The following is a 26,394-nucleotide window of genomic DNA, read 5'->3' as shown; positions in this document are numbered from 1 at the left end:
TAAATCCTTATTTATTAGCAGGTAGGCTGTACCCGCTTGCTTTTAAAATTGTTTGTGCTTGGTTTGAGCCCATAAACTTGAGAAATTTTTCTGCAGCTATCTGGTTCTGTAGTGAAGCATTTTTTAGTCCTACCATCGCTTGATCTATTGCGTTATATGATTTTGGATCAACTTCGACCCATTTACCAACATTTTTCATCTCAGGAGATAGCACAATTGACTTTGCCATAAATCCAACTTCAACAGCTTTGGTAGTTACATAAGCTCCAACTTGAGAGATTGATTCTGCGGTTATGATTTTATGAGCAGCAGCGTCCGCTACTTTGTAAAAGCGCATTGAATTCATCGCTTCTGTGCCATATGGAGCTGTTTTAGGGTTAGCAACTGCGACTTTGTTTACGGCTACATCAGTTACTACGGCAACTCCCTTAGAGAGATCTGCGCCAGTATCACTCCACAAAACCAAAGAACCATAAGCATAAACTGTCGCCGGAGTTGTTGTGTAGCCGCCTTTGACCAACTTAGATGGAAACTCAACATCCGCAGATAAAAACAGATCATACGGAGCACCGCTCATAATCTGTTGAGTCAGTTTTCCAGAAGCACCAGTGATGATTTTTACATCAATCCCCGACTCTTTAGTAAACTCTTTTGCTATGTCTGTAACGGCATATTTTAGGTTAGCAGCAGCAGCAACTGTGATAGCTTTAGCAGTTAGTATCGAAGTAAAGAGAGCAGAGACAAGAGCTAATTTTAGTAATTTCATAATTTTCCTTAAAAAATATCTCGTTATGTTTAGTAAGATATAACGAATTGTAGGGCGATGGAGCTGAAATCTACTTTAAACAGTGGATTATTATCTTGTTTAGTAGAAATAGCAATGTTTAACTAATATTTTTTTGGCACCCTATTTGCTTTGGTTGTAAATTAATTCTAACTTTGTGAGGTAGTATGTGAATAATCCTTTTCTTGTTGGTGAGACAATATATCTTCGTGGATTAGATGTTGAAGATGCCAGAGGCGATTATCCTAGCTGGCTAAATGATGAGAGTAGTTGCAAATACAGTGAGCATCATGTTTTTCCATACTCTGCCGATTTGGCGGTTGACTATTTAACAAAATTACCACTCCAAAAAGATAAGATTATGCTTGCTGTAGTTGATAAAAAGAGCGACACTCATATTGGAAACATAACTCTTCTTGCCATCTCATCTCTTCACCGTAGTGCTGAATTTTCCATAATGATTGGAAATAGAGAGTTTTTGGGCAAAGGAGCCTCAAAAGAAGCATCCCTGCTTATGTTAAATCATGGCTTTAATACAATGAACTTACATAGAATCTGTTGCGGAACTATGGTTCTAAATAGCTCTATGAGAGCACTAGCGAGCTATTTGGGAATGATAGAAGAGGGAGTATTTAGAGATGAAGTTTATAAAGAGGGGAAATACCACGATACTATTCGTTACAGTATTTTAAAAGATGAATTTAACAACAATCTAGCGTCAAACAGATATAAATAAAAGGCAAATTATGAACCAAAGAGCACCAAAAGATATTCATCAAGAGCGCCTAAAGATGCACAATGCAAATGTTGCAAACAGAGTTCAGTACTTTGATACTCAAACTGGCTTTTTTTATGAAAAGCTTCTAGAAAAGAGAGCTTGTCCTGTGTGTAAAGAAGATAAAGAGCAGTTTTTGTTTTTTAAAGATGGTGGGCGACATGTTAAGTGCCTGGAGTGCGAGATGATATATCTTAACCCTGTTTTTAAGGATGAAAATCTTGAAAAACATTATCGTAACAACCATGATTTACAGAGTGAGATTGTTGCAAGTGATAGTGAGTTTTATACAAATCTTTACCAAAAAGGGCTAGATTCCATACAAAAAGCAACGACGGTTGGCAACATTTTGGATATTGGTTGTTCGGCCGGTACATTTTTAGATCTTGCAAAAAAAGCCAACTGGAGTACATTTGGTGTTGAGCTAAACGAGCAGGAGGCTTCATACGCAACCGCAAAGGGGCATAGTGTTTACAATAAGTTTCTCTCAGAGGTTGCCTTTGATGTAAAGATGGATGCGATATGCTTATGGGATGTTTTTGAGCACCTAAAAGATGGAGAGGCGTATTTAAACGAGATGAAGCCTCTGCTGTCCAAAAATGGGGTTATCTTTATCCAGATACCAAGCGCGGACTCTTTGGCAGCTAAAATACTTCAAGAGAAATGCAATATGTTCGATGGAATCGAGCATGTCAATCTCTACTCGTTTAAAGCGGTGGAGAAGCTGGCAAAGAAGTGTGGATTTGTGGTTGAGGGTTATGAGACTGTTATCTCAGAAATTGGAGTTATAAATAATTACTTAAACTACGAAGACCCATATTTTGGAGAAACTAGCAACACAAAAACACTATTCAATTCACTAGATGAAGAGTGGCTTCACAAGAAGAAAATGGGATACAAGATGCAACTTGCACTCAGGAGAAGCTAATGAGATTCTGTACAAAATGTGTTATGCCTGATACAAAACCAGACCTGCATTTTGATGAAAACGGTGTGTGTGATGCTTGTCGTTCACAAGAGAGCAAGAATTTTCATATCGATTGGGATGAGAGAAAAAAAGAGTTTTTAGAAGTTGTAAAAAAACATAAAAAAAACAAGCACTATGACTGCATTATCGGCGTAAGTGGCGGTAAAGATTCTACTTTTCAAGTAGTAAGTGTCCTTGAAATGGGGTTAAATCCTCTTTGCGTATGTTTCGAGCCAACTATTCCAACAGAAGTTGGACGCCAAAATCTTGCAAATATAAATAGTCTTGGAGTAGATTTAATCCATATAAAACGAAATCCAAAAGTTTACAAGTCGATGATAAAAGAGGCGATGAAGAGAGTTGGAGATTGTGAATGGCCAAATCATCTAGGCATATTTACAACCCCTGCGCATATTGCTGTAAATTTCAATATACCACTAATTATCTGGGGTGAGAACTCCGAACTTGAATACGGCGGACCAGCATCAAGTAAAGATAATGCGTACCTTGATCGTAAGTGGCTTGAGGAGTTTGGCGGACTGCTTGGAAATAGAGCTACCGATATGATAGGCGTTGATGGAATTAGCGAAAAGGATTTGGCACTCTACTTCTACCCAGAAGAAGAAGATATTCACAGAGTCGGAGTCACTGGGCTATTTTTGGGTTACTACATCAAATGGGATTTAAGAAAGATATTGGAAGTCTCCAAAGCTCATGGCTTCAGTACATCAAGTAGCAGAGTTGAGACAACTTATGAGAATTTTGAGAATCTTGACTGCTATAGCAACCATGTTCACGACTATTTAAAGTATGTTAAATATGGCTTTGGAAGAGCTAGCGATAATGCTTGTTTGGATGTTCGACTAGGTTACATCAGCAGAGATGAAGCGGTGCGTTTAGTTAATAAATATGATGGAATTCCGCCAATGAGAGCAATCGAAGAGTTTTTAAAATATAGCGATTTTTCACGCGCAGAATTTGATAATATCTGTGACTCTTTTACAAATAAAAAAATCTTTACAAGAGATTCGGATGGAAAATTTATCCGTGATATTGATGGTTCGTTAGTGCGAAAAGAGGAATATATTGTCCGCTAGTATCGTTATCGTCGACTATGGGATGGGAAATCTTCGCTCGGTACAAAAAGCGTTTGAAAAAGTTGGTTTTAGAGCCATTATAACTCGTGAACATGAACTTATAAAAAGTGCCACACATATAGTTTTACCTGGTGTTGGAGCCTTTAGGGATGCTATGAAAAACTTAAACTCCCTAGGGTTAGTAGAAGTTTTAAACGAGGAGGTACTTAAAAATAAAAAACTTTTTTTGGGTATCTGTTTAGGTATGCAACTCATTGCGCAAAAGAGTTATGAGTTTGGTGAATGTGAGGGTTTGGGCTGGATAGAGGCTGAAGTTATAAAGTTTGATGAGGGGGATTTAAAAATTCCTCATGTCGGCTGGAACAGCGTGGATTATGCAAGTCCATCTATACTTTTTGAAAATGTGCCCAATGGTAGTGACTTTTACTTCGTGCACTCCTACTACTTTAACGCCTTAAACAGTTATGTAATCGGGCACTCATCTTACGGAAGGAACTTTATTTGTGCCTTGCAAAAAGATAATATCTTTGCCACTCAATTTCACCCTGAAAAAAGCCAGAAACATGGACTTCAAATAATTAAAAATTTTGCTTCTTTGACAAAAGAGTCGCTATGTTAAAACATCGTCTTATACCATGCGTTTTACTAAAAAACTGGCAGTTAGTAAAGAGTATAGAGTTTGATTCTTACCGCACTATTGGGCATCCAACTGCAACGGTGCGAGTCTATAACTCTCGAAATGTGGATGAGCTTATTGTTTTAGATATTGATGCAAGTCTTAATAATGAGCCAATAAATAGTGAAATTATTACTGATATGGCAAATGAGTGTTTTATGCCGCTGACCATAGGCGGAGGCATCAGGACAATAGATGATGTTTACACGGTTTTGGGTGCTGGTGCAGATAAGGTTGCCATTAACTCAGAAGCTATTAAAAATCCGCTCTTTATCAAAGAGATAGCTACTATATTTGGCTCGCAGTGTGTTGTCTGCTCTATTGATGTTAAAAAAGTTGATGAAGCTTATAGGGTTTTTAGTAAAAAAGATGGTTTGCTTGACATTGACCCATTAGAACTCGCACTTGAGTATGAAAAACAGGGAGCAGGAGAGATTTTACTAACTTCAGTTGATCGCGATGGCACAACAAAAGGTTATGATATAGAACTCTTAAAACTCTTTAAAAATGCCCTCAAAATCCCCATCATCATAAATGGTGGTATGGGAGAGCCGAAACACGCCATTGAGGCACTACAAAATGGTGCGGATGCCCTTGCTGCGGCATATATATTTCACTTTACGCAGTTCACACCACAAATGATTAAAGAGGAACTCTCTCTAAATCACTACCCAGTTAGATTATCATAAGGAACAGACATGGACGATATCACACTAAAAGCACTAGATACATACAATAAAAACCTTATCTACTTTGAGAAAGAGCATAAATCCGTATTTGATACAATCTCTCTTTTAACTCAGCTTATAGATGATGGAGTATATATAGAACAGTATGCACTTGAGTATAAAGATGAGGGATATTTTGACATACAGGAGCTCTCAAGTGGTGAGTTTTTGTATAAAAGTAGCAGTATTGATGCCTCTTCTAGGATGGTTGATGCTATTGACTTAAAGCGAACAGGTGCAGTTTTTAAAGCTCAAAAATATGCTTATGCTGGTGACGAGCAAGCTGAAGCCATAGATAAAAGTGAACTCTCTTTTCATAACTCTCTTTGGGCAACCATAAAAATAATCAACTATGTGACAAAATACGCATCTCCAACTACCATGATGGGGCGTGTTCATAAGATTATCTTTTTGGGGGTGGGGCTGGGACTTCATATTGCAGGAGTTATCAAAAAACTAAACCCTCAGGTTATTTTTATCAAGGAGAAAAATCTAGAAACATTTCGTCTATCACTTTTTGTCACTGACTATGAAGAGCTATCAAAGGGATGTATATTCTCTTTTTCACTTACAGATGATGAAAATCAAGAGAGAGAAAACTTCTTAGAGTTTCTAAACAGAGGAAATAACTATAACCTCAATCTAAAGCACATCCCTTTTACGCTTGATTATCAACTTGAACTGCAACGGCTACAGACGCATGTCGTGTCGCAGAGTTATATAAACTATGGTTACAGCGCTATGCTTTTTCGTTTTATAAGCTCCCCTCGTTATTTAGCACAAGGGTACTCATTTTTAAATGTAAATAAAATCTATAAAGATAGCTTTTTTGCTCAAAAGCCAGTTTTGCTTCTCTTTTCTGGTCCTTCAACTTCAAAAAATATTGAGTGGGTTGTTGCTAATCGTGATCGATTTATTGTTGTCTCTGCTCTCTCGACATGCAGATTGTTGCAGAGACACGATATCAGACCAGATATCATTATCCACATAGATCCAGGTGAGAATTCAGCTCTGCTTTTTGATAATTTAAAAAGTGATTATTTTAATGATATTGCAATTCTTCTTGCTTCTAATGTTGACGAGGCAACTCTTCAAAGATTTGAGCGCTCAAAAGTTCATTTTATTGAGCAGGGAACACTTTATAAGAAAGGCTTTGGAAGATTTTCTGCTCCAAGTGTTGGAGAGTATGCTTATGGTCTGTTTTTACTTTTTGGTACGACAAATCTCTTTATGTTGGGTGTAGATTTAGCTCTTGATGCAAAAACTTTTCAAACGCATGGGGATTTTCATCCGTTTCAGGCAACAGGAACACACAATAACCAAACCTCTTCACTAAATCCAAGTGAGTCCATAACTTATGTAAAAGGAAATCTACAAGAGAGCGTTCCTACACTCTCAGCATATAAAATTTCAATTGAACAGGCCGCCATTTTTACTGATATGTTTAAAAAAGATTATCATCATCTATATAACTTAAGTAGTGGAGCATATCTTGATGGGCTTGAACCATTGAAGTTTGATGATTATGATTGGGATACACTTGCTGTGCTTGATAAGAGATATATTCATGAAGAAGTAAATAAATTCTTTAGTGAGATTGGCTCGGATGATTTTAGCAAAGAAGATAGAGGACAGATTCTTTATCAAATTAAAGAAGCAAAAAAACTAGAAAAAATCATCAAACAACACCAAAAGAAAAAGTTTGCAAATGCAGAAGCCTATCTTAACTCTCTAGCGCAACTTTCATGGGATTTGGGAGATATGGAGTATAAAACAAATTCAGATTTGGCACAGGTCTATTATGAGTATTTTTCTATTATTCTTAGCTATATTTTTGACCTCTTTAACACAGAAGAACTTATTAATCCAAACAAACGCCTCGTAGAGATTAATGCGATTTTAGTTAAACAGCTTCTTAAGATGTCGCAACTCTATATTGTAAAATTAGAGGATTATTTAAAGTAAGATAGCAGAAGCAAGATAGTTTGCTCCTGCTATAAAGAGAATATCAAACAGCACCAAAGGATGCTGTTTTGATTACTTTTAACTACTGTAAAAGCTTTAATACATTCTGTTGAACAGCATTTGCTTGACTCATAGCATAGCTTCCAGATTGTGCAAGGATATTAAATTTAGAGAAATTCGCACTCTCTTGAGCGAAGTCAACATCACGGATATTAGACTCAGCTGCTTTAACATTTACCTGAGTTACAGAGATATTGTTAATTACTGAAGTGATCTGGTTTTGTACAGAACCTAAGTCTGAGCGAATTGTATCAAGGTTTGTAATAGCTGCACTAACAGTATCTATAGCTTTCATAGCACCTTTTAGCGTTGTAACATCAATACCAGAGAGGTTTGTAAACTCAGTGTTTGTCATGCTTACACTATTTTGTCCGCCACCATTTGCTGCTATTTTTGATCCAGCTGCAATAGAAGCGTTTGTTCCAGATGTACCTTTAATCATGCTAAAGTCTTTAAGAACACTTACTTGATCTGTAAGCGTAACATCTGTGCCTAAGATAGTACCGGCTTTAAGTCCTGAACCAGTTCCACCACCAACTTGTGCATCTGTTAAGTCTTGATTGATTACTGTGCCTGCTTTAAGTACAGTACCTGTATTTAGCGTTGAGCCAGCTTTGATAACCATATCTTGATTTAAAGTTACAGCAGCACGAAGTTGAAGCTCGCCACCGACAGTTGAGTTCTCTTTTAATGTTGAACCGCTTCCAATTGTTGAACCAAGTTTCAGTTGAGTCTGTTCTGTTGTTGTTACATTTGAAGAGATAACAAGAGCATCACCTAAGATTGTACCAGCTGCAAAGTTAGTACCAGTCAAGAATGTAGAACCAGCTTTAGCAGTCATAGCAATAGAGACAGTAGCCGTTGAAGTAGTTACTAAGTCTTCACCTAAAATAGTTCCAGCCAAAAGTGTACTTGAAGCACCGATTGCAGCATTTTGGTTTTGGATGTCAACGCTAATTGTCATATCTTTAGTCAGCGTTGTAGCTGTTGCTAAAGTAACATCTACCGCAAGAGTTGTGCCTGCTTTATATGAAACACCTGAAACCGAGAAATCTTGTTGTAAAACAGTACCAGCATCAAACACTGTACCAACACCAAGAGTTGAACCTGCTTTAATGAACATATCTGCAGTTAGTGTTGTTGTTGCACGAGTAGTGATTTTTGCTCCAAGTTCTGTTCCATACTGAAGTGTAGATCCTGAACCGATAATAGAGCCTACTGCTAATTTATCATCTTTAGTTGATACAGCAAGAGCCATTGCAACAGTTCCACTTACTATAAATCCAAGTGATGAACCAGCAGCAATACTAGCATCAGAAACGATTACACTTCCAACTTCAAGCATTGAATCTTGAATAGTTGTCATTGTTCCAGTTGTTACTATGTCCTCGCCAACAGCAGTACCCATTTTAGAGCCAGTGATTTGGAAAGTTGATGAACCTATTTGAGCAACTTCAAGATGACCTATTGTGCTCATTGCATCAGCAGTTGTACCCATTACACCCGACATATCGCCAGTCACAACCATTGCGCGACCATCATTTGAAGTAAGAGTAATCTTACCATCTTCTGTTTTAGTAGCACTTACGCCTGTTGATGTTGTTTTGTTATTGATAGCTGTAAGAAGTGTTCCATCAGTATCACTTGCTGAAACATTGATTGAACCTATATTTACGCCATTGATTGCAAAATCAGCTCCAGTTGTTCCAGCAGCTATTGAAGAAGCAGTTGTAGTTGTTACAACAGCTTTTGCAGTAATACCTGTCTCTCCGCTGTATCTATTAATCTGATCAGCTAAAGCACCCATACCGTTTGCAGGATTGTTGTTTGCTTGGATGTTAACAGATGCAAGAGTAAGCTCTTTGCCAGTAACTGCACTCTTTAGTGTTAGCTGGTTTTCACCCATTTGAGCAACATTCAACTCAGCGTGAGTTGTTTGACCAATTTGGCTTGTCTCAGCAGAAGCGATTGATGTCTTGATGCTTTCGTTAGCGCTTGCACCCATTTGGAACTCTTTGTTAACAAAAGTACCTGATAGAAGCTTTTGACCATTGAAAGATGTAGTTTTTGCAATCGTGTTTAAGTTCTCAAGAAGACGGTTAATATCTTTTTGGATTGCTTGACGAGAAGTTGTGTTTTGACCATCAGACGCAGCTTGAGTAGCTTTAGTTTTGATAGTATCAAGAATATTTGAGTACTCACTAAGAGCACCATCAGCAGTTTGGATAAGACCAATTGCATCATTACCATTACTTACAGCTTGACCCAAAGCACTAGCTTGCGCTCTTAGTGAGTTTGCAATAGCAAGACCAGAAGCGTCATCCGCCGCTTTGTTGATTCTAAGACCTGAAGATAATTTGCTTAGAGAGTTATCTAAGTTTCTGTTGTTCGTTGTAGCAGCTTGGTGTGAGTTAAGTGCCGCAGTGTTTGTGTTAATTCTAAATCCCATGATAAATCCTTTGTTTTATTTGCATAAATACATTATTCAACAATGGTTAAAGCAAAAATGATTCCATAATTATAGTTTGACTTAGAAAAAACAGAGAGATTAAATTTAAAGCTATGTAGGAGTTTAGTCGGGCAGTTTACCCGACTAAGAAGATAGACTAAAGAAGCAGTAGATACTTGCTTTAGTTAGTTAAAACTATTGTAATAATCTTAATACATTCTGTTGAACAGCATTTGCTTGACTCATAGCATAGCTTCCAGATTGTGCAAGAATATTAAATTTAGAGAAGTTCGCACTCTCTTGAGCGAAGTCAACATCACGGATATTAGACTCAGCTGCTTTAACATTTACCTGAGTTACAGATACATTGTTAATAGTAGAAACGATTTGGTTTTGAACAGAACCGAGATCTGAACGGATTCCATCAAGGTTCGTAATAGCTGCACTAACAGTATCTATAGCTTTCATAGCACCTTTTAGCGTTGTAACATCAATACCAGAGAGGTTTGTAAACTCAGTGTTTGTCATGCTTACACTATTTTGTCCGCCACCATTTGCTGCTATTTTTGATCCAGCTGCAATAGAAGCGTTTGTTCCAGATGTACCTTTAATCATGCTAAAGTCTTTAAGAACACTTACTTGATCTGTAAGCGTAACATCTGTGCCTAAGATAGTACCGGCTTTAAGTCCTGAACCAGTTCCACCACCAACTTGTGCATCTGTTAAGTCTTGATTGATTACTGTGCCTGCTTTAAGTACAGTACCTGTATTTAGCGTTGAGCCAGCTTTGATAACCATATCTTGATTTAAAGTTACAGCAGCACGAAGTTGAAGCTCGCCACCGACAGTTGAGTTCTCTTTTAATGTTGAACCGCTTCCAATTGTTGAACCAAGTTTCAGTTGAGTCTGTTCTGTTGTTGTTACATTTGAAGAGATAACAAGAGCATCACCTAAGATTGTACCAGCTGCAAAGTTAGTACCAGTCAAGAATGTAGAACCAGCTTTAGCAGTCATAGCAATAGAGACAGTAGCCGTTGAAGTAGTTACTAAGTCTTCACCTAAAATAGTTCCAGCCAAAAGTGTACTTGAAGCACCGATTGCAGCATTTTGGTTTTGGATGTCAACGCTAATTGTCATATCTTTAGTCAGCGTTGTAGCTGTTGCTAAAGTAACATCTACCGCAAGAGTTGTGCCTGCTTTATATGAAACACCTGAAACCGAGAAATCTTGTTGTAAAACAGTACCAGCATCAAACACTGTACCAACACCAAGAGTTGAACCTGCTTTAATGAACATATCTGCAGTTAGTGTTGTTGTTGCACGAGTAGTGATTTTTGCTCCAAGTTCTGTTCCATACTGAAGTGTAGATCCTGAACCGATAATAGAGCCTACTGCTAATTTATCATCTTTAGTTGATACAGCAAGAGCCATTGCAACAGTTCCACTTACTATAAATCCAAGTGATGAACCAGCAGCAATACTAGCATCAGAAACGATTACACTTCCAACTTCAAGCATTGAATCTTGAATAGTTGTCATTGTTCCAGTTGTTACTATGTCCTCGCCAACAGCAGTACCCATTTTAGAGCCAGTGATTTGGAAAGTTGATGAACCTATTTGAGCAACTTCAAGATGACCTATTGTGCTCATTGCATCAGCAGTTGTACCCATTACACCCGACATATCGCCAGTCACAACCATTGCGCGACCATCATTTGAAGTAAGAGTAATCTTACCATCTTCTGTTTTAGTAGCACTTACGCCTGTTGATGTTGTTTTGTTATTGATAGCTGTAAGAAGTGTTCCATCAGTATCACTTGCTGAAACATTGATTGAACCTATATTTACGCCATTGATTGCAAAATCAGCTCCAGTTGTTCCAGCAGCTATTGAAGAAGCAGTTGTAGTTGTTACAACAGCTTTTGCAGTAATACCTGTCTCTCCGCTGTATCTATTAATCTGATCAGCTAAAGCACCCATACCGTTTGCAGGATTGTTGTTTGCTTGGATGTTAACAGATGCAAGAGTAAGCTCTTTGCCAGTAACTGCACTCTTTAGTGTTAGCTGGTTTTCACCCATTTGAGCAACATTCAACTCAGCGTGAGTTGTTTGACCAATTTGGCTTGTCTCAGCAGAAGCGATTGATGTCTTGATGCTTTCGTTAGCGCTTGCACCCATTTGGAACTCTTTGTTAACAAAAGTACCTGATAGAAGCTTTTGACCATTGAAAGATGTAGTTTTTGCAATCGTGTTTAAGTTCTCAAGAAGACGGTTAATATCTTTTTGGATTGCTTGACGAGAAGTTGTGTTTTGACCATCAGACGCAGCTTGAGTAGCTTTAGTTTTGATAGTATCAAGAATATTTGAGTACTCACTAAGAGCACCATCAGCAGTTTGGATAAGACCAATTGCATCATTACCATTACTTACAGCTTGACCCAAAGCACTAGCTTGCGCTCTTAGTGAGTTTGCAATAGCAAGACCAGAAGCGTCATCCGCCGCTTTGTTGATTCTAAGACCTGAAGATAATTTGCTTAGAGAGTTATCTAAGTTTCTGTTGTTCGTTGTAGCAGCTTGGTGTGAGTTAAGTGCCGCAGTGTTTGTGTTAATTCTAAATCCCATAATAAATCCTTTTTGGGTAAGAGCCTTACGCCCTTTGGTTTAATTTTTATCTCAGCTTCCTTGCCTTGACTCTAACTAAATCGGTAACACAAAAAATAACTTTAATAAATTTAGTGCTTTTCTTTATTTAAATTTTTTTCGATACACTTTCGCCACTAAAAACTATACTATATATAGGAAAACTATTTGAATTTAATTATCGTCGAATCACCAGCAAAAGCTAAAACCATAAAAAACTTCTTGGGTAAAGAGTATGAAGTTATCGCATCCAAGGGGCATATAAGAGATTTGCCAAAGTCTCGTTTTGGCATCACGATAGATGAAAATGAGAACCTTGTGCCTGCTTATAGCGTGGCAAAAGAGAACGCCGCAACTGTAAAAGAGATAGCGGCTTTGGCTAAAAAGAGTGAAACCATATATATCGCGACCGATGAGGACCGTGAGGGTGAGGCTATTGGCTGGCATATAGCTCATGCAATAAAAAGAGACCCGACAGAGCTTCCTCGCATCGTTTTTCATGAGATTACAAAAACGGCAATTCAGCACGCACTTGAATCTGCTCGCAAGATTGATATGGACATGGTAAATGCTCAACAAGCTCGCCGTCTGCTTGACCGCGTTGTGGGCTATAAACTCTCCCCACTTTTAAGTTCAAAAATTCAAAAAGGGCTCTCTGGCGGACGCGTTCAATCCTCGACTCTAAAGCTTGTTGTGGATAGAGAACGGGAGATTAAAGCGTTTGTTCCTGTTGAATACTGGACTATTGATACGCTGTTTAAAAAAGAGATAGAAGCGGCGCTTATCCTGCATAAGGACGAGAAGCTCTCAAAACTCTCGATTACCAACAAACAAGATGCACATAACATCGCTAAAAGTGTAAAAAGTGACTCTTTTGTTATAACCTCAATAGAGACAAAGCAGAGAAAAAGCTCAACTCCACCGCCATTTATGACATCAACTCTTCAACAGACCGCATCTAGTAAACTCGGATTTACTCCGCAAAAAACTATGATGGTAGCACAAACACTTTATGAGGGTGTAAAAACTCCTGATGGAACCTCGGGTGTTATAACATATATGAGAACTGATTCACTAAATCTTGCAAACGAGGCGGTTGAAGCAGTTAGAGAGATGATACTTAGTAGATTTGGAGAAAAATATCTTCCAAAAGAGCCAAAAGTTTATAACAAAAAAGCAAAAGGTGCACAAGAAGCGCACGAGGCAATCCGCCCAACAATGCTAAGTTTTACTCCACAAATTGCAGAAAAGTTTCTTAAAGCTGACGAGATTAAACTTTACCGTTTGATTTATGAGAGATTTGTATCTTGTCAAATGAGCGACGCTATTTTTGAGCAACAAAGCATCATCTTTAGTGGAAAAGAGAACGAATTTAGAGCGAGTGGCAGAAAACTTACCTTTGACGGTTTTTACGCACTCACAGGAACCGAAGATAAAGATAAGCTTCTTCCAACTCTAAAAGAGGGCGATAAAATCGAGCTTCAAAGCACAAAACCAGAGCAACACTTCACAGAACCACCAGCTCGTTACTCTGAAGCAAGTCTTATCAAAAAACTAGAATCCGAGGGTGTTGGAAGACCATCTACTTATGCGCCAACAATTGCAACACTTAGTAATCGTACTTATGTAAATATAGAAAACAAACAGATAGTTCCAACTGAGATGGCGTTCACGGTTACAGATATTTTAGAGAAAAATTTTGCGAACATTGTAGATATCTCTTTTACAGCCAACATGGAAGAAAAACTCGATGAAGTTGCAGAGGGAAACATTGACTGGCAGGTACTTTTAAAAGATTTCTACTCTCCTTTTATTACGCAGGTTGAAGAGGCAAAGACAAACATCATCTCACTTAAAACTTCACAGCCATTAGGCAGAGCTTGTCCAAAATGCGGGGAAGAGTTACTGCTTCGCTCTGGGCGATTTGGCGAGTTTATAGCTTGTAGCGGTTTTCCTAAGTGTAAATACACAGAGCAGGTTGAGGGCGAAGAAAAAGCTGACTCAGGTGAGCAAAAGAGCGATGAGATTTGTGATAAATGTGGAAAAGAGATGGTTGTTAAAAGTGGTAGAAACGGCAAGTTTTTAGCATGCAGCGGTTATCCTGAGTGTAAAAGCACAAAAAGCATGGAGCAAGAGAGCAAAAGCTCAGATGTTCCATGTCCTGATTGTGGTAGCAGACTTGTATGGAAACTCTCAAGAAGAGGTGCATTTTGGGGATGCGAAAGTTATCCTAAATGTAAATTTATATCAAAATTTGAACCTTCAACTATAAAATGTAAAGAAGATGGATGCGGTGGCGTTTTGGCAGAGAGAGTTTACAGAGGCAAAGAGGTTTACGAGTGTGTAAAATGTAAAGCAAGAACGCCTAAAGAGGAACTAAAATAGTAGATGAAGAGCATAAAAGTAGGGATTATCTCAGACACTCACTCTAAAGTAAAAAAGGCCAAAAGAGCCATAGATGCTTTAGTGAAAAATGGTGTAGAGTTTATAATCCATGCAGGGGATGTTTGCAAGTTTGAAACACTCGAGCTTCTTCGTGATAGTGGTGTTAAATATGTTGCCGTTTATGGAAACAACGATGCACATTTAACAGAGTTTCATAACAATTTTAACCTTGTTCAAGAGCCTTACCACTTCAAACTAGCAAACACAAAATTTAAGCTTATGCACCTTCCTTTTTATATGTCACCAGATGCGGATGTTGTTGTGTTTGGTCATACGCATATATTTGATACCGACTTTAGAGGAAATACTCTCTTCTTGAACCCCGGAGAAGTTTGCGCCAGAAACAAACCAATCTCAGAGTGGGCGATGCTTGAAGTCACAAGAGAGAGCTTTTTTGTAACACACTACACAAGGGCAAACAAGAGCGACATGATAGAAGAGAAGCATTATAAATATGAGAGAGAACATCATGGGTAACAATATTTTCTTATGTTCAATCTGCAATATAAATAGTGGAACATGCAACGAAGATTGTAAATTTTGCTCTCAAAGTGTGAGATATAAAGCTGACATTGCGCGATATAAACAAAAGCCAATCGAAGAGATTATAAAAGAGGCAAAATCTGCAAGAGATAGCGGAGCTTTGGGCTTCTGCTTGGTTACTGCCGACAAAGGATTAAACGAAAAATCATTAGAATTTGTTTGCAATACTGCGAGAATTTTAACAAAAGAGACACCAGAACTTAGACTCATTGCCTGCAACGGAACAGCAACTAAAGAACAGTTGTTAACTTTGAAAAAAGCTGGCATAAAAGCCTACAATCACAACCTAGAGACCTCAAGAGAGTTTTATCCGCAAATATGCACAACCCACTCATGGGATGAGAGATTTGAGACTTGTCAAAATGTAAACGAAGCTGGTCTAGTTCTTATAAGCGGTGGGATTTTTGGTCTTGGCGAGAGCCATGAAGAGAGAATCTCTATGCTCAAAGCACTTGAATTACTAAATCCAACATCAGTTCCTATAAACTTTTACCATCACAATGAAGCGCTAGAACTAAAACCTAACTCCCTAAGCGTTAATGAAGCACTAGAACTTATAAAACTAACAAGAAAATTGGTTCCAAATGCTATGCGAATAATGGTGGCAGGTGGCAGAGAGTTAATGTTTGGAGATAGACAAAGCGAAATCTTTGCAAACGGTGCAAACTCCATTGTTATAGGTGACTATCTCACAACAAGCGGACGAGCAAAAAGTAGAGACTTGGAGATGTTAAAGTCTCTAAATCTTACTATTGCTAAAAGTGTTTAGGTTAAAATGAGCAACTCAACTCTGTTTATAAGCATTGCTTTTTTAATAGTCCTTTCGCCGATTTTCTCAAACAGAACTAAACTTCCCTTAGCTGTTGTAGAGATTCTTTTAGGCTCTGTCGCACTCTGGCTTGGAGTGCTTGATTCAGGCAACGAGGTGTTTAAAGATCTCTCTAAAATAGGTTTTTTCTACCTAATGTTTTTAGCAGGGCAAGAGATAGACCTAAAGAGATTTAAGTCTCAAAAAGAGAAAATTTTTAAAAATGCAATTGTCTATTTTAGCACTCTTTATGCCCTCTCTTTTGGAATATATCTTATTTTTGATCTGAATCCTGTCTATATAGTCGCTATTCCCATAGTATCTCTAGGGATGATTATGGCTCTTATAAACGAACATGGCAAAGAGTTTAAGTGGCTTGAGATGGTTTTGATTGTTGGTGTTATCGGCGAAATAGTTAGTATTTCTGCTATTGTCATCTATGAGTCATTTATTCATTTTAGGCTAGGATTTGATTTTTACAAAAATATATCTATATTTTTTATAGTTCTCTTTCTAATTTATTACTCATTTAAGCTTCTAAATATCATATTTTGGTGGTATCCAGAACTAAAAAAAATTATAATGCCAGAAGATGACTCTAAGGTTCAAAGTGTCAGAATAAGCGTTGCTCTGTTTATTATTCTAATTGCCATCATGAATATACTCCATATAGATATGGTTTTGGGCGCGTTCTTTGCTGGCATCTATATCGCTAACTTTTTTGAGCATAAAAAAGATTTGCCACACACTCTGCATAAAGTAGGATTTGGCTTTTTGATTCCTGTTTTCTTTATTTATGTTGGAACTACACTCAATCTAGACCTTATTTTTGGCAGTGATATTATCTCTCATGCTCTGCTTATCTTATTGGCTATTGTCTCTGTCAGAATTATTGGCTCATATATTGCGTACAGCTCACATCTAAATCCTAAAGAGACATTTTTATTGGCTCTTGGTGACTCTATGCCCCTAACATTTCTTATTGCGATATCCACAATCGCTTACGAAGCTAAACTAATCACGCAGAGTGAATATCTATCTTTTGTTGTTGCTGGTATGTTGTCCGGTATTATTATAATGAGTATATTAAATTTTTTAATATACTATATTTATAAAAAAAGATAATGGTATAAAAAATGCTGACATTCCGTAATAGTGTAAAAAATTCATATTAGGGTTGCGAGATGTATTATGTTATAAAGAAGCAACTAGACCAACCTCTTCGCTCTTTTGTAGGGTTTAAAGTACCAAAATATATCGCCTCAAAAAACAGTGACAATGTAATTTTTGAGTTTATAATAGACGACAAACCCCAAAGAAAATGGGTAAAAAAAGAGGAGATCATCCTACTTACTGATAATAAAGAGTACTTCTTAAAGATACTCTCTCAGCTCCAAGCCACCCAAGCGGAACAAGAAAAGTTAGTAGAAGAGGCGAAAGAGCAACTAAACAGATGCTTAGAGAATTTTGTAGAGGCTATAAGTAGTGATATAAGAGATTTTGAAAACATGAGAGATACGGACGATGGCGTACCTTGTATATTGAAATATCTATAATTTATCTATACTAAAATATGCCGCGCATCGATAACGAAAAATTTTACTCCTCAGCTATAGAGAAATTTGGGACCACAGCAAAAGGTGTGAATTGGCACTCCAGCGAATCTCAGAAATTAAGATTTAAAATTATTTTAGAGATGTTACCCAATGATATAAGTGGTTACACCATAGCTGACGCAGGATGTGGATTTGGTGATTTTTTTACCTACCTAAAGAAGAAGAAAAGAGAGCCAAAAAACTACGCTGGTATAGATTTGCTTCCAGATATGTACTCTATTGCATCAAGCAAAACGGGATGCGAGATAATAATTGCTGACATTTGTAAAGATTCACTACCATTGGCTGATTACTATATTTGCAGTGGCGCTATGAATGTTCTAGAGAGTTTTGAGACACATCTTTTTATACGAAACTGCTTTACATCATCAAAAATCGGCTTTATTTTTAATGTACTTCATGGCGATAAAGAGAGTGAAACCTACAACTATATGACAACCGAGCAGATTAGCTGTATTGCGGCTGATTTGGGTGTAAAGAGCGTTATCATGAGAGATGACTACATGGATGACGATATAACAGTTGGATTTTTTAAAGAGAGAATTAATTTGTAATGTGTGCTATTTTTGGAATTATCGGCGAGTATGATGAGCAAAAAGCAAAATCTGCACTCGCTAAACTTACCCACAGGGGACCAGACTTTTGTGGAGTAATCCAGAGAGAGAACCTGTTTTTTGCACACCATAGACTAAGCATCACCGACATACACTCCCGCTCAAATCAGCCACTAAAACATAAGAAAATTCTGCTTTCGTTTAATGGTGAGATCTATAACTTTAAAGAGCTAAAAGAAGAACTTAAGAGCGACTTTGATTTTAAAACACAAAGTGATGGCGAGGTTATAATTGCCTCATATCTGAAATGGGGTTTGGATTTTGTAAATCATCTCAGAGGTATGTTTGCAATTGCGCTTCTGGATGATGGGACACTCTACCTTTTCCGTGACAGACTCGGCAAAAAACCGCTCTTTTATCTACATGAGAGTGCGTTTGTGTTTGCTTCGGAGATAAAGGCCTTAGTTCCATTTTTAAATAAAACCCTGATGGATGAAGATGCACTTTTGAGTTATCTCTCATTTTTGGCTCCGACTCCGCCTTTTACATTTTTTAAAAACATAAAAAAGTTAGCTGCCGGAGAGTATCTAATCTTTAGAAACAGCAAAACGGAAGTAAAGAGATATTTTGACTTACTGGATGTTTCGCCAAATCTCATAACCGACAAAGATGAGGCGATTTACAAACTCGGCAATGTTTTAGAGGAGTCTATAAAACTTAGACTTGAGTCCGATGCACCGATGGCTTCGCTTCTCTCCGGAGGCATAGATAGCGCCGCGATAAACGCTTACGCTTTAAAAAATGGCGTAAATCTTCAAACTTACACAATCGGTTATGAGGGGTTTGAAAAATATGATGAGAGAGCAAATGCGAGAGAGAGTGCGGAGCTTCTTGGAGTGAAAAACAGAGAAATCGTAGTCTCAAAAGAGCAATTTTTGAACGCAACTGACAAGGTGTTAGAAACACTGGATGAACCGCTAAATGACCCAGCTTCTATCCCTTTGTATCTGCTATTTGAAGAGATAAAAAAAGATGGCTACAAAGTTGTTTTAAGTGGGGAAGGAAGCGATGAACTTTTTTTGGGGTATAGACAATATTTTGAATTTCTTGATATAGAAACTCTAAAAAATCTCAAAAATAAAAATTGGCTAAGCGGATATTTTCACTCGAACTTCTCCATGAACAGAGAGTGGGAGCGATACAAAAGAGTTTTTGACAGCACTCTGCTCTTTAGAACAAGCGGCGAAAATTTCACGGATTTACAAAAAAATATAGCAATGCGAAAAAATATCAGGGACAATCACTCTTTAAAATATCTCAAAAGCTATAGGGATAGATTTGATAACTCACTCCATAAAGATGAGAGCATCTGGTATAGCAACATAGACCTGCATCTCTTTCAAGCAGAGCATTACTTAACAAAACTTGACCGCATGAGTATGGCTCACTCAATCGAGTCAAGAACACCGTTTTTAGACCATAAACTAGCCTCTTTGATTTTTGAAATAGACCCCAAACTCCGCTACAAGGACGGTGTCACAAAATCGCTGTTAAAATCTGTTTTAGCTCCTCTCGTTGATGTAAAAATACTCTCAAGGAGAAAAAAAGGGTTTTCAAATCCCTTTATGGAGTACTTAGTTGAGAGCGAAAGAGTAAACCTCATAAAAGAGGTAAATGAGCAGACGGGAATATTTAAAAAAGATATTTTGGATAAGCACATAAAAGAAGCATCAAAAGGTGCCTTCAAACAGCACATCTGGGGACTTTATGTACTTAGTGTTTGGATAAAAAAGTATTTATTATAGAGAATATAACGAATCTAGTTATCCCTTCGTATGCTCTTCGATTTTTTCCATCAACATATCATTCATCTAAGGAAGCTTTAGCGGAGAGATTTCTAACTTAGAGTTTTTAAACTCTTTGTCATACTCAAAATAAACAACACCATTTTTTAAAAGAATTGTTCCAATTTTTTTGTCATAGATAGATGCATCAACTTCGTAACTATTCACTTGACAATCCTTTTTAGTAGTAAATCTTCCTTCTTAATCTCATCAAGAGTTTTGTACTCTCGTTGTTTTAAAAGTCCGCTAATGTTATCAAAAAGTCTAAGAGCAATCAATATTTTTATCAAACTCTCGAGTGAAATTCTCTTTTTATAGATAAAATCTCGATATGATGGAAGTGGAACATCCGCCTTTAATGCTAGTTCTTTTTGCTGAAGATTTTGCATTCTTCTTTCATTTTCAATGAGACTCGAAAGATTTACTATAATCTCTTGAGGTGTAGCTAGTTCTATCATACTCTCTCCAATATATGCTATTACATATTTATATACTGTATTATATATTAAAAATATGCTATTACATTGTTTATTATCTCAACATTGGGTGGAGGTGTTGGTAGCGGTGCGACGCCTGAGATTGTTAAAAAAAAGATCTTTTAGCCTACTGCTAACTTAACGATGGTACTAATCTAGGAAAAACTGCATGAGATGGTTTTATAGCCTTGAGACTAATATAGTCCATAGCACAATGAGACTGTTTACTACTCCTCTATTTTTAAAGAACTTAGTGGCTCAAAATATAGTGTCTCAGGATTGTAGTAATCTACTTCGCCAGTTGCAATGTTATAAATCCAGCCGTGGAGTTGAATCTCTTCAGCATCTACTCTCTTTTTTACAGATGGGTAAGTCAAGAGATTTTCTATCTGAGAAATTACCGAGAGTTTCTCTGTCAAACGCAAAAGAGTTTCTCTGTCTGCATCTCTTCCAAGTGCTAAAATAGCCTGTTTTTTTGGTTGTTCGCCCAAAGTTAGCCATTTTCTTGTGTGGATTAACTCTTCGGAATTAAGTTCGCTTTTATCGTGAATAGCTTCGATTGCCCCACATTGAGTGTGTCCGCAAACGATTATATGTTTTACTTCTAAAATGCTCACAGCGTACTCTATAGCAGATGCTGTTGAGTGAAAATCTTCGCTGGGGCTGTAAGGTGCTACAAAGTTACCGACATTTCTGACAACAAACAGATCTCCCGGAGCGCTATTTGTCATCATATCTGGAATCACTCTTGAGTCTGAACATCCAATATATAAAGCTTTTGGATTTTGACCCTTTTTGGCTAACTCTAAAAACTCTTTCTCATGAGCTCTGCAGTAGCTTTTTCTAAAGAGTTCATTTCCAGTAAATAGTCCATCATGCGACATCTTTCATCCTTTTATTTTATGTTGCTCGCCAAAACGAACAAGTCTCTAAAGCTATGAAAAACAAGTTTTTCAAAAATTACAAAGCATTATAGGCTTTTTTTAAAAATGGATAACATCATTCTATGATATTTTCTAGTATCCAAGGCCACTCTCCATATCCACTATCACTATTTATATGCCCTGCATTTTCTAAAATTTTCATAGGAATATCAAGAGATTTTTGAAGAGATTTTGCTTCATCCACTGAGAGATATGGATCGTTTGTTGAGGTTATAAGTAGTGACTCTTTGGCATATAAGTTTGTAGGAGTTGCGCATGGATAAAAGCTATTAAGCTCTGCAATATCACACTTAAGTGATGGAGGTGCCACAAGATATAGTTTTTCAAGCTCAACCAATACAAACTCATGACACATTTGAAACCAGAGTATGTTTGCTATGGAGTGACAAATAACGACATCTGGCTTAAACTCTTCTAGCTCTTTTTTTAACTCATTCATCCATCTGTTCTTATCTGGAAAATCAAAATCACTAAATTTTAAAAAACTTACAGTTGAGTAGTTTTTAGCGAGTTCACCAGCGAGCCAACTCTGCCAATGTGGAAAATCGCTTCCGCCCCAACCGTGTAGAATTAAGTATTTTTTATTCATAAATTGCCATCAACCTTTTTTATACAGAAACACCCTTTTCATAAATCTTTTTACTATTAATAGGCAATACCATTTTATATAAATATTGATTAAGAGGCAATTAGGCTCTTTAAGTTTCGCATTAGTAGTATTATATAAGAAAAAAAAGTTTACAATATTGAATTAACTATATAAACAATTATTATAGTTTAGAGGGTGATAATGAGAAAAAAGAGTATCAAAAAAATAACGCTAACTCGCCTGCTACAGGTGTTTATTGTCTCTATTTTACTTATAGTTTTTGCAATAGGTTTGAGTTACAGAAGTTTTTTTCAGTTTGTTGTTGAGAATGAAATAAAGTCAGTTTCAGAAATTATAAAAGCTGGTCTTACTGCTCAAATGAAGGCTGGAATTATGGATAAGCGGGAGTATTTTTTAAATGAGATATCCTCCGTCCATGACATAGCATCTATTAAAATAATTCGTGGAGATAGTGTTATAAAGCAGTATGGAGAATCAAATCTATCTGAAAAAAAAGAGAACAGTACCACTAGAAATATACTAGTGCAAAAAGAGATGTATATAGAGTGGATGGACACAAAAAGTAGAGTCAAAGCCATTGTCCCCTACATTGCAAGTTCACAGGGCAGCTTTAACTGTCTGCAGTGTCATAAAGCTAAGGACGGTGAGGTTTTGGGTGCTATAGATATCAGTATGGATATTAGTGCATATCAAAACTTTGTACTAAAAAATGCCTATATAATTGTTGGGTTATTACTTTTGTTTGCCTTAATTACGATACTTGATATGTTTCATGTAATAGAGCGGTATATCCGCAAGCCACTTATAAATATCATTAGTGATGGTGAAATTGCTTATATATCACATAAAGATATAGATAGCCAAAAGTATGAGAGCATAGAGTTTGATGAGGTTGTGCGAAATATCAACAATTTTAACAGAACCGTTACAGAAAAAGAGAAGCAACTGCAAGATAAAAACAGGCAACTAGAGCTCTTAAACGAAGAGATAGAATCAACGCTAAAAGAGACTATGCTAACCATTGGACAAATAGAAGAGATAAGGTCGGATGAGACAAAATTTCACACTAGACGAGTTGCAATGATGAGCAAGGTAATAGCCAAAGACTACGGCATGAGCGATGAGCAGATAAAGCTTATAGAAATCACTTCGCCTCTGCACGATATCGGAAAGATAGGCATTGCTGATGCTATTTTAAACAAGCCTGGAAAATTGACACAAAATGAGTATGCTGGAATGAAATCACATGCTCTTATGGGCTATGATATTTTAAAAAATTCAAACCGTCAGATACTCAAAATTGCATCTATTATCGCTTACGAGCATCACGAAAAATATGATGGAACTGGCTATCCAAGAGGGCTCAAAGGCGAGGAGATAAGCATTTATGCAAGAATAGTTGCGATTGTTGATGTTTTTGATGCTCTGCTCTCTAAGCGCGTTTACAAGAGAGCGTGGAGTGTAGAGGACACGGTTGCGCTACTTAAAGAGGAGAGAGGCAAACATTTTGACCCTAAGTTGGTGGATATAGTTGTAGAAAATATTGATAGATATGTGCAGCTGTTTGAGAATCTCTCAAAATTAGATTGAGGCCATGAGGCCTCTTAAGGAGTGTAGGTTTTATATCGAAGAGTGTGCAGAGAGAGCCTTTGAAATTCTTTGTAGAGTCTCATCTTTGCCAATTATCGCCATTACGCTATCAAGTGCAGGACCTGAGAGTTTGCCTAAAAGCGCAACTCTAAGAGGCTGACCAATCTTTCCAAAACCAACCTCCATCTCTTTGACAACCTCTTCCATCAAATGATGATAATCACTTGGAAGATGTAGCTCATTTGAGGAGTTGATTTTTATCATAAATGCTTTTAAAACATCTACCGCTTCGCCTTTAAAGGCTTTAGTCATAGTAGCTTCATCGTAGTTTTCTGGTGCTACAACTATCTCGCCAATAAGATTCGCTAGCTCTTTTATAGTTTTTGCTCTATCTTTTAACGCATCTAACAAAATCTCTTTTTTATCATGAGATGTCAAAGCTAGACCGTAAAATTCCAATAGTTTCGCTAGTTTATCATTTGACATATTTTTTATATAGTGAGAACTTAACCAGTCAAGTTTTTCGGTGTTGTAGATTGATGCGGATCTGTTTATATCTTTTGGATTAAACAGCTCTATCATCTCATCCATTGAAAATATCTCTTGATCCCCATGACTCCAGCCTAAACGAACTAAAAAGTTCAGTAGCGCTTCTGGAGTGTAACCCATATCTTTGTAAGCCATAACATCAGTAGCGCCGTCTCGTTTGCTTAGTTTCTTTCCTTCAGAGTTGTGAATCATCGGGACATGGTTAAATTTTGGAAGAGCAAAACCGAGAGCCTCATAGACCACTATCTGCTTTGGTGTATTTGAGAGGTGATCATCCCCTCTTATAACCTCAGTTACACCCATTAATGAATCATCAACGGCTACAACGAAGTTATAAGTCGGCGAGCCATCAGAGCGAGCGATAACAAAATCATCTAAAATATCTTCGGCTCTAAAGACAACATCACCCTTGACTCCATCTCTAACGATAATCTCACCACTAAGAGGTGATTTTATGCGGATAACGCTATCTCTGCCCTCTGGCGGAATACCGTTGAAATCACGATATCTGCCATCATACTTTGCTCTCTCTTTGTTTGCCATCTGAGTCTCACGAAGAGCATCAAGCTCCTCTTTTGACATATAACATCTGTAAGCTTTGCCCTCATCTAGAAGTTGCTTTATATAGGCAGCATATATATCATCTCTTCTTGATTGGTAAATTATCTCGCCATCATGCTCTAGTCCAAGCCACTCAAAAGCTCTTAAAATAGCCTCTGCTGCTTCAACAGAATTTCTAGCTTTGTCGGTATCTTCAATACGAAGAAAAAACTTTCCACCATTTTTTTTCGCCCAAAGATAGGAAAAAAGAGCAGTTCTTAAACCGCCAATATGAAGATAGCCAGTAGGACTTGGGGCAAAACGAGTAACAACCATAGGGAGCCTTTATGTTTTTAATAGCCGAATTTTAGGCAAATATTTGTTAAAGATGGGTAAAATAAGCGCTCTATTAACAAACAGGATAATTAATGTACAAAATATTTTTAGCTCTTATTTTAACCACGCTTCTGAGTGCAGAGATGATTGATGGTATTGCTGTCATCGTAAAAGGGAGCATTATTACGCTTAGTGATCTTGAAAAAGAGATGACAACTTCAGATCTAAGCGCAAAGGGTGCGACAGATAACCTCATAAGAAAAAAGCTAGAAGAGCTAGAGACGCAAGAGCGAAAAATAAGTGTTACGAGCACAGAAGTTTACGATGATATAAAAAATATGGCAACTAAAAACAACATGAGTGTTGATGAGTTTTATGAAGCGGTTCGAGGCTCAAACGGATTGAATTCCACCGAGTTTAAGCAGAAGATTAAAGAGAAACTTCTCTCTCAAAAACTCTACTCCTCAATTGCTTATACTTCAGTACCACAACCGAGCGAACAAGAGGCAAAAGAGTATTTTACGCTTCACAAAGAGGAGTTTTCACATCCTAGTTTTTTTGATGTTATCATCTATAACTCTAAAGATAGAGAAATTCTTGAGAAAAAGATGGCAAATCCTATGTTTTTATCAAAATCACTTTTAGAGACGAAAGAGCTTCTTGACGCCAAAAAAATCTCACCAGAGCTTGTAAGGTTTTTATCAAAGGCGCAAGTAAAAAGTTATACCCAGATTGTTCCGGATGGCAAAGACGGGTTTATGCTATTTTTTATAAAAGATATAAAAACAATAAATGAAGATAACTTCGAGGGTGTTAAAAATCAAGTTATAAATCTTATCATGGAAGACAAAAGAGAGCAGGTTCTGAGTGATTACTTCGCAAGATTAAGAGGAAATGCAGACATTAAAATCATAAGAGAATCAAAACAAGATGCTAAGTGATAAAAATTTTATAAAAATCGCACAAGAGATAGCAACTGCTTCAAAGTGCGTCTCTAAGCAAGTTGGCGCCGTAATAGTTAAAGATGGAAGAATCCTAAGTACGGGCTACAACGGCACGCCAGCAGGCTATATGAACTGTCGTGATTATTGGGATGACAACTACACAAAAGAGCATCACGAGTGGTCAAAAACTTATGAGATACATGCAGAGATGAACGCCATAATCTGGGCGGCGAGAAAAGGGATAAGCATAGAAGGTGCAACCATCTTTGTAACGCTAGAGCCTTGTAGTGAATGTAGTAAAAACATCATTGCAAGCGGGGTTAAACGAATAGTTTATCTTACGCCATACGAACACACTCATTCTGAGGTTATATCAAAATTTATAAAAGACAATCGTGTGAGCATAGAACAGCTTGATGTTACCCACTAAAGCTATGAAAAAACAAGTTTTTCA

24 protein-coding genes are annotated in these 26,394 nt (G+C 37.3%); 16 read left to right on the top strand and 8 right to left on the bottom strand.

What is annotated here, in order from left to right; all coding sequences use genetic code 11:
- Nucleotides 1–7: 7 nt before the first annotated feature.
- Nucleotides 8–766 carry a molybdate ABC transporter substrate-binding protein gene (gene modA, locus PHV22_RS07165; RefSeq protein ID WP_295022627.1) on the bottom strand — a complete coding sequence of 253 codons (759 nt, stop codon included), beginning with the start codon at nucleotides 764–766 and terminating at the stop codon, nucleotides 8–10.
- 187 nt (nucleotides 767–953) lie between these two features.
- Here modA and PHV22_RS07160 point away from each other — a divergent pair, with 187 nt between their 5' ends.
- The 6 genes from PHV22_RS07160 to PHV22_RS07135 are packed head-to-tail and all read left to right on the top strand — an operon-like array spanning nucleotide 954 to nucleotide 6,992.
- Nucleotides 954–1,520 (top strand): GNAT family protein, encoded by a 567-nt coding sequence (locus PHV22_RS07160; RefSeq protein WP_295022625.1) that lies wholly within the window; start codon nucleotides 954–956, stop codon nucleotides 1,518–1,520.
- A gap of 10 nt (nucleotides 1,521–1,530) precedes the next feature.
- On the top strand, nucleotides 1,531–2,487 hold the full coding sequence (locus PHV22_RS07155; RefSeq protein ID WP_295022622.1) for a class I SAM-dependent methyltransferase: 957 nt from the start codon (nucleotides 1,531–1,533) through the stop codon (nucleotides 2,485–2,487).
- Nucleotides 2,487–3,623 carry an N-acetyl sugar amidotransferase gene (locus PHV22_RS07150; RefSeq protein WP_295022620.1) on the top strand — a complete coding sequence of 379 codons (1,137 nt, stop codon included), beginning with the start codon at nucleotides 2,487–2,489 and terminating at the stop codon, nucleotides 3,621–3,623. The genes PHV22_RS07155 and PHV22_RS07150 overlap by 1 nt, the downstream gene beginning before the upstream one ends.
- A complete protein-coding gene (gene hisH / locus PHV22_RS07145) occupies nucleotides 3,613–4,242 on the top strand; it encodes an imidazole glycerol phosphate synthase subunit HisH (protein WP_295022619.1) in 630 nt (209 codons plus the stop codon). Before PHV22_RS07150 ends, hisH begins: the two co-directional genes overlap by 11 nt.
- Nucleotides 4,236–4,988, top strand: a complete 753-nt coding sequence (locus PHV22_RS07140) for a HisA/HisF-related TIM barrel protein (protein ID WP_295022617.1) — start codon at nucleotides 4,236–4,238, stop codon at nucleotides 4,986–4,988. The genes hisH and PHV22_RS07140 overlap by 7 nt, the downstream gene beginning before the upstream one ends.
- Before the next feature lie 9 nt (nucleotides 4,989–4,997).
- Nucleotides 4,998–6,992, top strand: coding sequence for a 6-hydroxymethylpterin diphosphokinase MptE-like protein (locus PHV22_RS07135; RefSeq protein ID WP_295022615.1), 1,995 nt, complete (start codon nucleotides 4,998–5,000; stop codon nucleotides 6,990–6,992).
- An 82-nt stretch (nucleotides 6,993–7,074) separates the two neighbouring features.
- On the opposite strand, the gene PHV22_RS10195 is transcribed toward PHV22_RS07135, so the two are convergent.
- Entirely contained in the window at nucleotides 7,075–9,501 is a 2,427-nt protein-coding gene (locus PHV22_RS10195; RefSeq protein ID WP_367187079.1) for a flagellin, read from the bottom strand.
- Nucleotides 9,502–9,696: 195 nt separating this feature from the next.
- Nucleotides 9,697–12,123: a flagellin gene (locus PHV22_RS10190; protein ID WP_367187078.1), complete on the bottom strand. Its 2,427-nt coding sequence runs from the start codon at nucleotides 12,121–12,123 to the stop codon at nucleotides 9,697–9,699.
- A gap of 186 nt (nucleotides 12,124–12,309) precedes the next feature.
- Between PHV22_RS10190 and topA the strand changes: the two genes are divergently transcribed.
- From topA to asnB, 7 genes are read left to right on the top strand one after another with little or no spacing between them, the layout of a single operon-like run.
- Nucleotides 12,310–14,526, top strand: coding sequence for a type I DNA topoisomerase (topA, locus tag PHV22_RS07110; protein ID WP_295022609.1), 2,217 nt, complete (start codon nucleotides 12,310–12,312; stop codon nucleotides 14,524–14,526).
- A 3-nt stretch (nucleotides 14,527–14,529) separates the two neighbouring features.
- A complete protein-coding gene (locus PHV22_RS07105) occupies nucleotides 14,530–15,063 on the top strand; it encodes a YfcE family phosphodiesterase (RefSeq protein ID WP_366826437.1) in 534 nt (177 codons plus the stop codon).
- On the top strand, nucleotides 15,056–15,898 hold the full coding sequence (locus PHV22_RS07100) for a biotin synthase (protein ID WP_295022956.1): 843 nt from the start codon (nucleotides 15,056–15,058) through the stop codon (nucleotides 15,896–15,898). Before PHV22_RS07105 ends, PHV22_RS07100 begins: the two co-directional genes overlap by 8 nt.
- A gap of 6 nt (nucleotides 15,899–15,904) precedes the next feature.
- Nucleotides 15,905–17,062, top strand: coding sequence for a cation:proton antiporter (locus PHV22_RS07095; RefSeq protein ID WP_295022607.1), 1,158 nt, complete (start codon nucleotides 15,905–15,907; stop codon nucleotides 17,060–17,062).
- A 59-nt stretch (nucleotides 17,063–17,121) separates the two neighbouring features.
- Nucleotides 17,122–17,493, top strand: a complete 372-nt coding sequence (locus PHV22_RS07090) for a hypothetical protein (protein WP_295022605.1) — start codon at nucleotides 17,122–17,124, stop codon at nucleotides 17,491–17,493.
- Between the two features lie 17 nt (nucleotides 17,494–17,510).
- The gene (locus tag PHV22_RS07085) at nucleotides 17,511–18,107 is read left to right on the top strand and encodes a class I SAM-dependent methyltransferase (RefSeq protein ID WP_295022603.1); all 597 of its coding nucleotides are present in this window, start codon (nucleotides 17,511–17,513) and stop codon (nucleotides 18,105–18,107) included.
- Nucleotides 18,107–19,912, top strand: a complete 1,806-nt coding sequence (asnB, locus tag PHV22_RS07080; protein ID WP_295022601.1) for an asparagine synthase (glutamine-hydrolyzing) — start codon at nucleotides 18,107–18,109, stop codon at nucleotides 19,910–19,912. The genes PHV22_RS07085 and asnB overlap by 1 nt, the downstream gene beginning before the upstream one ends.
- Nucleotides 19,913–19,978: 66 nt before the next feature.
- Here asnB and PHV22_RS07075 read toward each other — a convergent pair whose 3' ends face one another.
- From PHV22_RS07075 to PHV22_RS07060, 4 genes are all read right to left on the bottom strand, one after another.
- Nucleotides 19,979–20,119 (bottom strand): hypothetical protein, encoded by a 141-nt coding sequence (locus PHV22_RS07075; RefSeq protein WP_295022599.1) that lies wholly within the window; start codon nucleotides 20,117–20,119, stop codon nucleotides 19,979–19,981.
- Nucleotides 20,116–20,409 carry a helix-turn-helix domain-containing protein gene (locus tag PHV22_RS07070; RefSeq protein WP_295022597.1) on the bottom strand — a complete coding sequence of 98 codons (294 nt, stop codon included), beginning with the start codon at nucleotides 20,407–20,409 and terminating at the stop codon, nucleotides 20,116–20,118. The genes PHV22_RS07075 and PHV22_RS07070 overlap by 4 nt, the downstream gene beginning before the upstream one ends.
- A 245-nt stretch (nucleotides 20,410–20,654) precedes the next feature.
- Entirely contained in the window at nucleotides 20,655–21,311 is a 657-nt protein-coding gene (locus tag PHV22_RS07065) for a carbonic anhydrase (protein ID WP_295022595.1), read from the bottom strand.
- Nucleotides 21,312–21,426: 115 nt separating this feature from the next.
- Nucleotides 21,427–21,960, bottom strand: coding sequence for an alpha/beta hydrolase (locus tag PHV22_RS07060; RefSeq protein ID WP_295022594.1), 534 nt, complete (start codon nucleotides 21,958–21,960; stop codon nucleotides 21,427–21,429).
- 201 nt (nucleotides 21,961–22,161) lie between these two features.
- On the opposite strand from PHV22_RS07060, the gene PHV22_RS07055 reads away from it, so the two are divergent.
- Nucleotides 22,162–23,571 (top strand): HD domain-containing phosphohydrolase, encoded by a 1,410-nt coding sequence (locus PHV22_RS07055; RefSeq protein ID WP_295022592.1) that lies wholly within the window; start codon nucleotides 22,162–22,164, stop codon nucleotides 23,569–23,571.
- Nucleotides 23,572–23,601: 30 nt separating this feature from the next.
- Here PHV22_RS07055 and gltX read toward each other — a convergent pair whose 3' ends face one another.
- Entirely contained in the window at nucleotides 23,602–24,996 is a 1,395-nt protein-coding gene (gene gltX, locus PHV22_RS07050; RefSeq protein ID WP_295022590.1) for a glutamate--tRNA ligase, read from the bottom strand.
- Nucleotides 24,997–25,088: 92 nt separating this feature from the next.
- Between gltX and PHV22_RS07045 the strand changes: the two genes are divergently transcribed.
- On the top strand, nucleotides 25,089–25,937 hold the full coding sequence (locus PHV22_RS07045; protein WP_295022588.1) for a peptidylprolyl isomerase: 849 nt from the start codon (nucleotides 25,089–25,091) through the stop codon (nucleotides 25,935–25,937).
- Complete coding sequence (locus PHV22_RS07040; RefSeq protein ID WP_295022586.1) at nucleotides 25,927–26,370, top strand: dCMP deaminase family protein; 444 nt, start codon at nucleotides 25,927–25,929, stop codon at nucleotides 26,368–26,370. The genes PHV22_RS07045 and PHV22_RS07040 overlap by 11 nt, the downstream gene beginning before the upstream one ends.
- Nucleotides 26,371–26,394 lie beyond the last annotated feature (24 nt).

It is taken from the genome of Sulfurimonas sp., assembly GCF_028713515.1.
Taxonomy (GTDB): domain Bacteria; phylum Campylobacterota; class Campylobacteria; order Campylobacterales; family Sulfurimonadaceae; genus Sulfurimonas.
Note: the sequence above shows the minus strand (reverse complement) of the source record. Positions and strands in the feature narration are given on the sequence as shown.

What these genes read in the sequence shown, in the direction of transcription:
- modA (WP_295022627.1), bottom strand. Translation starts at nt 766, where the DNA reads ATGAAATTACTAAAATTAGCTCTTGTCTCTGCTCTCTTTACTTCGATA.
- PHV22_RS07155 (WP_295022622.1), top strand. Translation starts at nt 1,531, where the DNA reads ATGAACCAAAGAGCACCAAAAGATATTCATCAAGAGCGCCTAAAGATG.
- PHV22_RS07150 (WP_295022620.1), top strand. Translation starts at nt 2,487, where the DNA reads ATGAGATTCTGTACAAAATGTGTTATGCCTGATACAAAACCAGACCTG.
- PHV22_RS07140 (WP_295022617.1), top strand. Translation starts at nt 4,236, where the DNA reads ATGTTAAAACATCGTCTTATACCATGCGTTTTACTAAAAAACTGGCAG.
- PHV22_RS07135 (WP_295022615.1), top strand. Translation starts at nt 4,998, where the DNA reads ATGGACGATATCACACTAAAAGCACTAGATACATACAATAAAAACCTT.
- PHV22_RS10195 (WP_367187079.1), bottom strand. Translation starts at nt 9,501, where the DNA reads ATGGGATTTAGAATTAACACAAACACTGCGGCACTTAACTCACACCAA.
- PHV22_RS10190 (WP_367187078.1), bottom strand. Translation starts at nt 12,123, where the DNA reads ATGGGATTTAGAATTAACACAAACACTGCGGCACTTAACTCACACCAA.
- PHV22_RS07105 (WP_366826437.1), top strand. Translation starts at nt 14,530, where the DNA reads ATGAAGAGCATAAAAGTAGGGATTATCTCAGACACTCACTCTAAAGTA.
- PHV22_RS07100 (WP_295022956.1), top strand. Translation starts at nt 15,056, where the DNA reads ATGGGTAACAATATTTTCTTATGTTCAATCTGCAATATAAATAGTGGA.
- PHV22_RS07095 (WP_295022607.1), top strand. Translation starts at nt 15,905, where the DNA reads ATGAGCAACTCAACTCTGTTTATAAGCATTGCTTTTTTAATAGTCCTT.
- PHV22_RS07090 (WP_295022605.1), top strand. Translation starts at nt 17,122, where the DNA reads ATGTATTATGTTATAAAGAAGCAACTAGACCAACCTCTTCGCTCTTTT.
- PHV22_RS07085 (WP_295022603.1), top strand. Translation starts at nt 17,511, where the DNA reads ATGCCGCGCATCGATAACGAAAAATTTTACTCCTCAGCTATAGAGAAA.
- asnB (WP_295022601.1), top strand. Translation starts at nt 18,107, where the DNA reads ATGTGTGCTATTTTTGGAATTATCGGCGAGTATGATGAGCAAAAAGCA.
- PHV22_RS07070 (WP_295022597.1), bottom strand. Translation starts at nt 20,409, where the DNA reads ATGATAGAACTAGCTACACCTCAAGAGATTATAGTAAATCTTTCGAGT.
- PHV22_RS07065 (WP_295022595.1), bottom strand. Translation starts at nt 21,311, where the DNA reads ATGTCGCATGATGGACTATTTACTGGAAATGAACTCTTTAGAAAAAGC.
- PHV22_RS07060 (WP_295022594.1), bottom strand. Translation starts at nt 21,960, where the DNA reads ATGAATAAAAAATACTTAATTCTACACGGTTGGGGCGGAAGCGATTTT.
- PHV22_RS07055 (WP_295022592.1), top strand. Translation starts at nt 22,162, where the DNA reads ATGAGAAAAAAGAGTATCAAAAAAATAACGCTAACTCGCCTGCTACAG.
- gltX (WP_295022590.1), bottom strand. Translation starts at nt 24,996, where the DNA reads ATGGTTGTTACTCGTTTTGCCCCAAGTCCTACTGGCTATCTTCATATT.
- PHV22_RS07045 (WP_295022588.1), top strand. Translation starts at nt 25,089, where the DNA reads ATGTACAAAATATTTTTAGCTCTTATTTTAACCACGCTTCTGAGTGCA.
- PHV22_RS07040 (WP_295022586.1), top strand. Translation starts at nt 25,927, where the DNA reads ATGCTAAGTGATAAAAATTTTATAAAAATCGCACAAGAGATAGCAACT.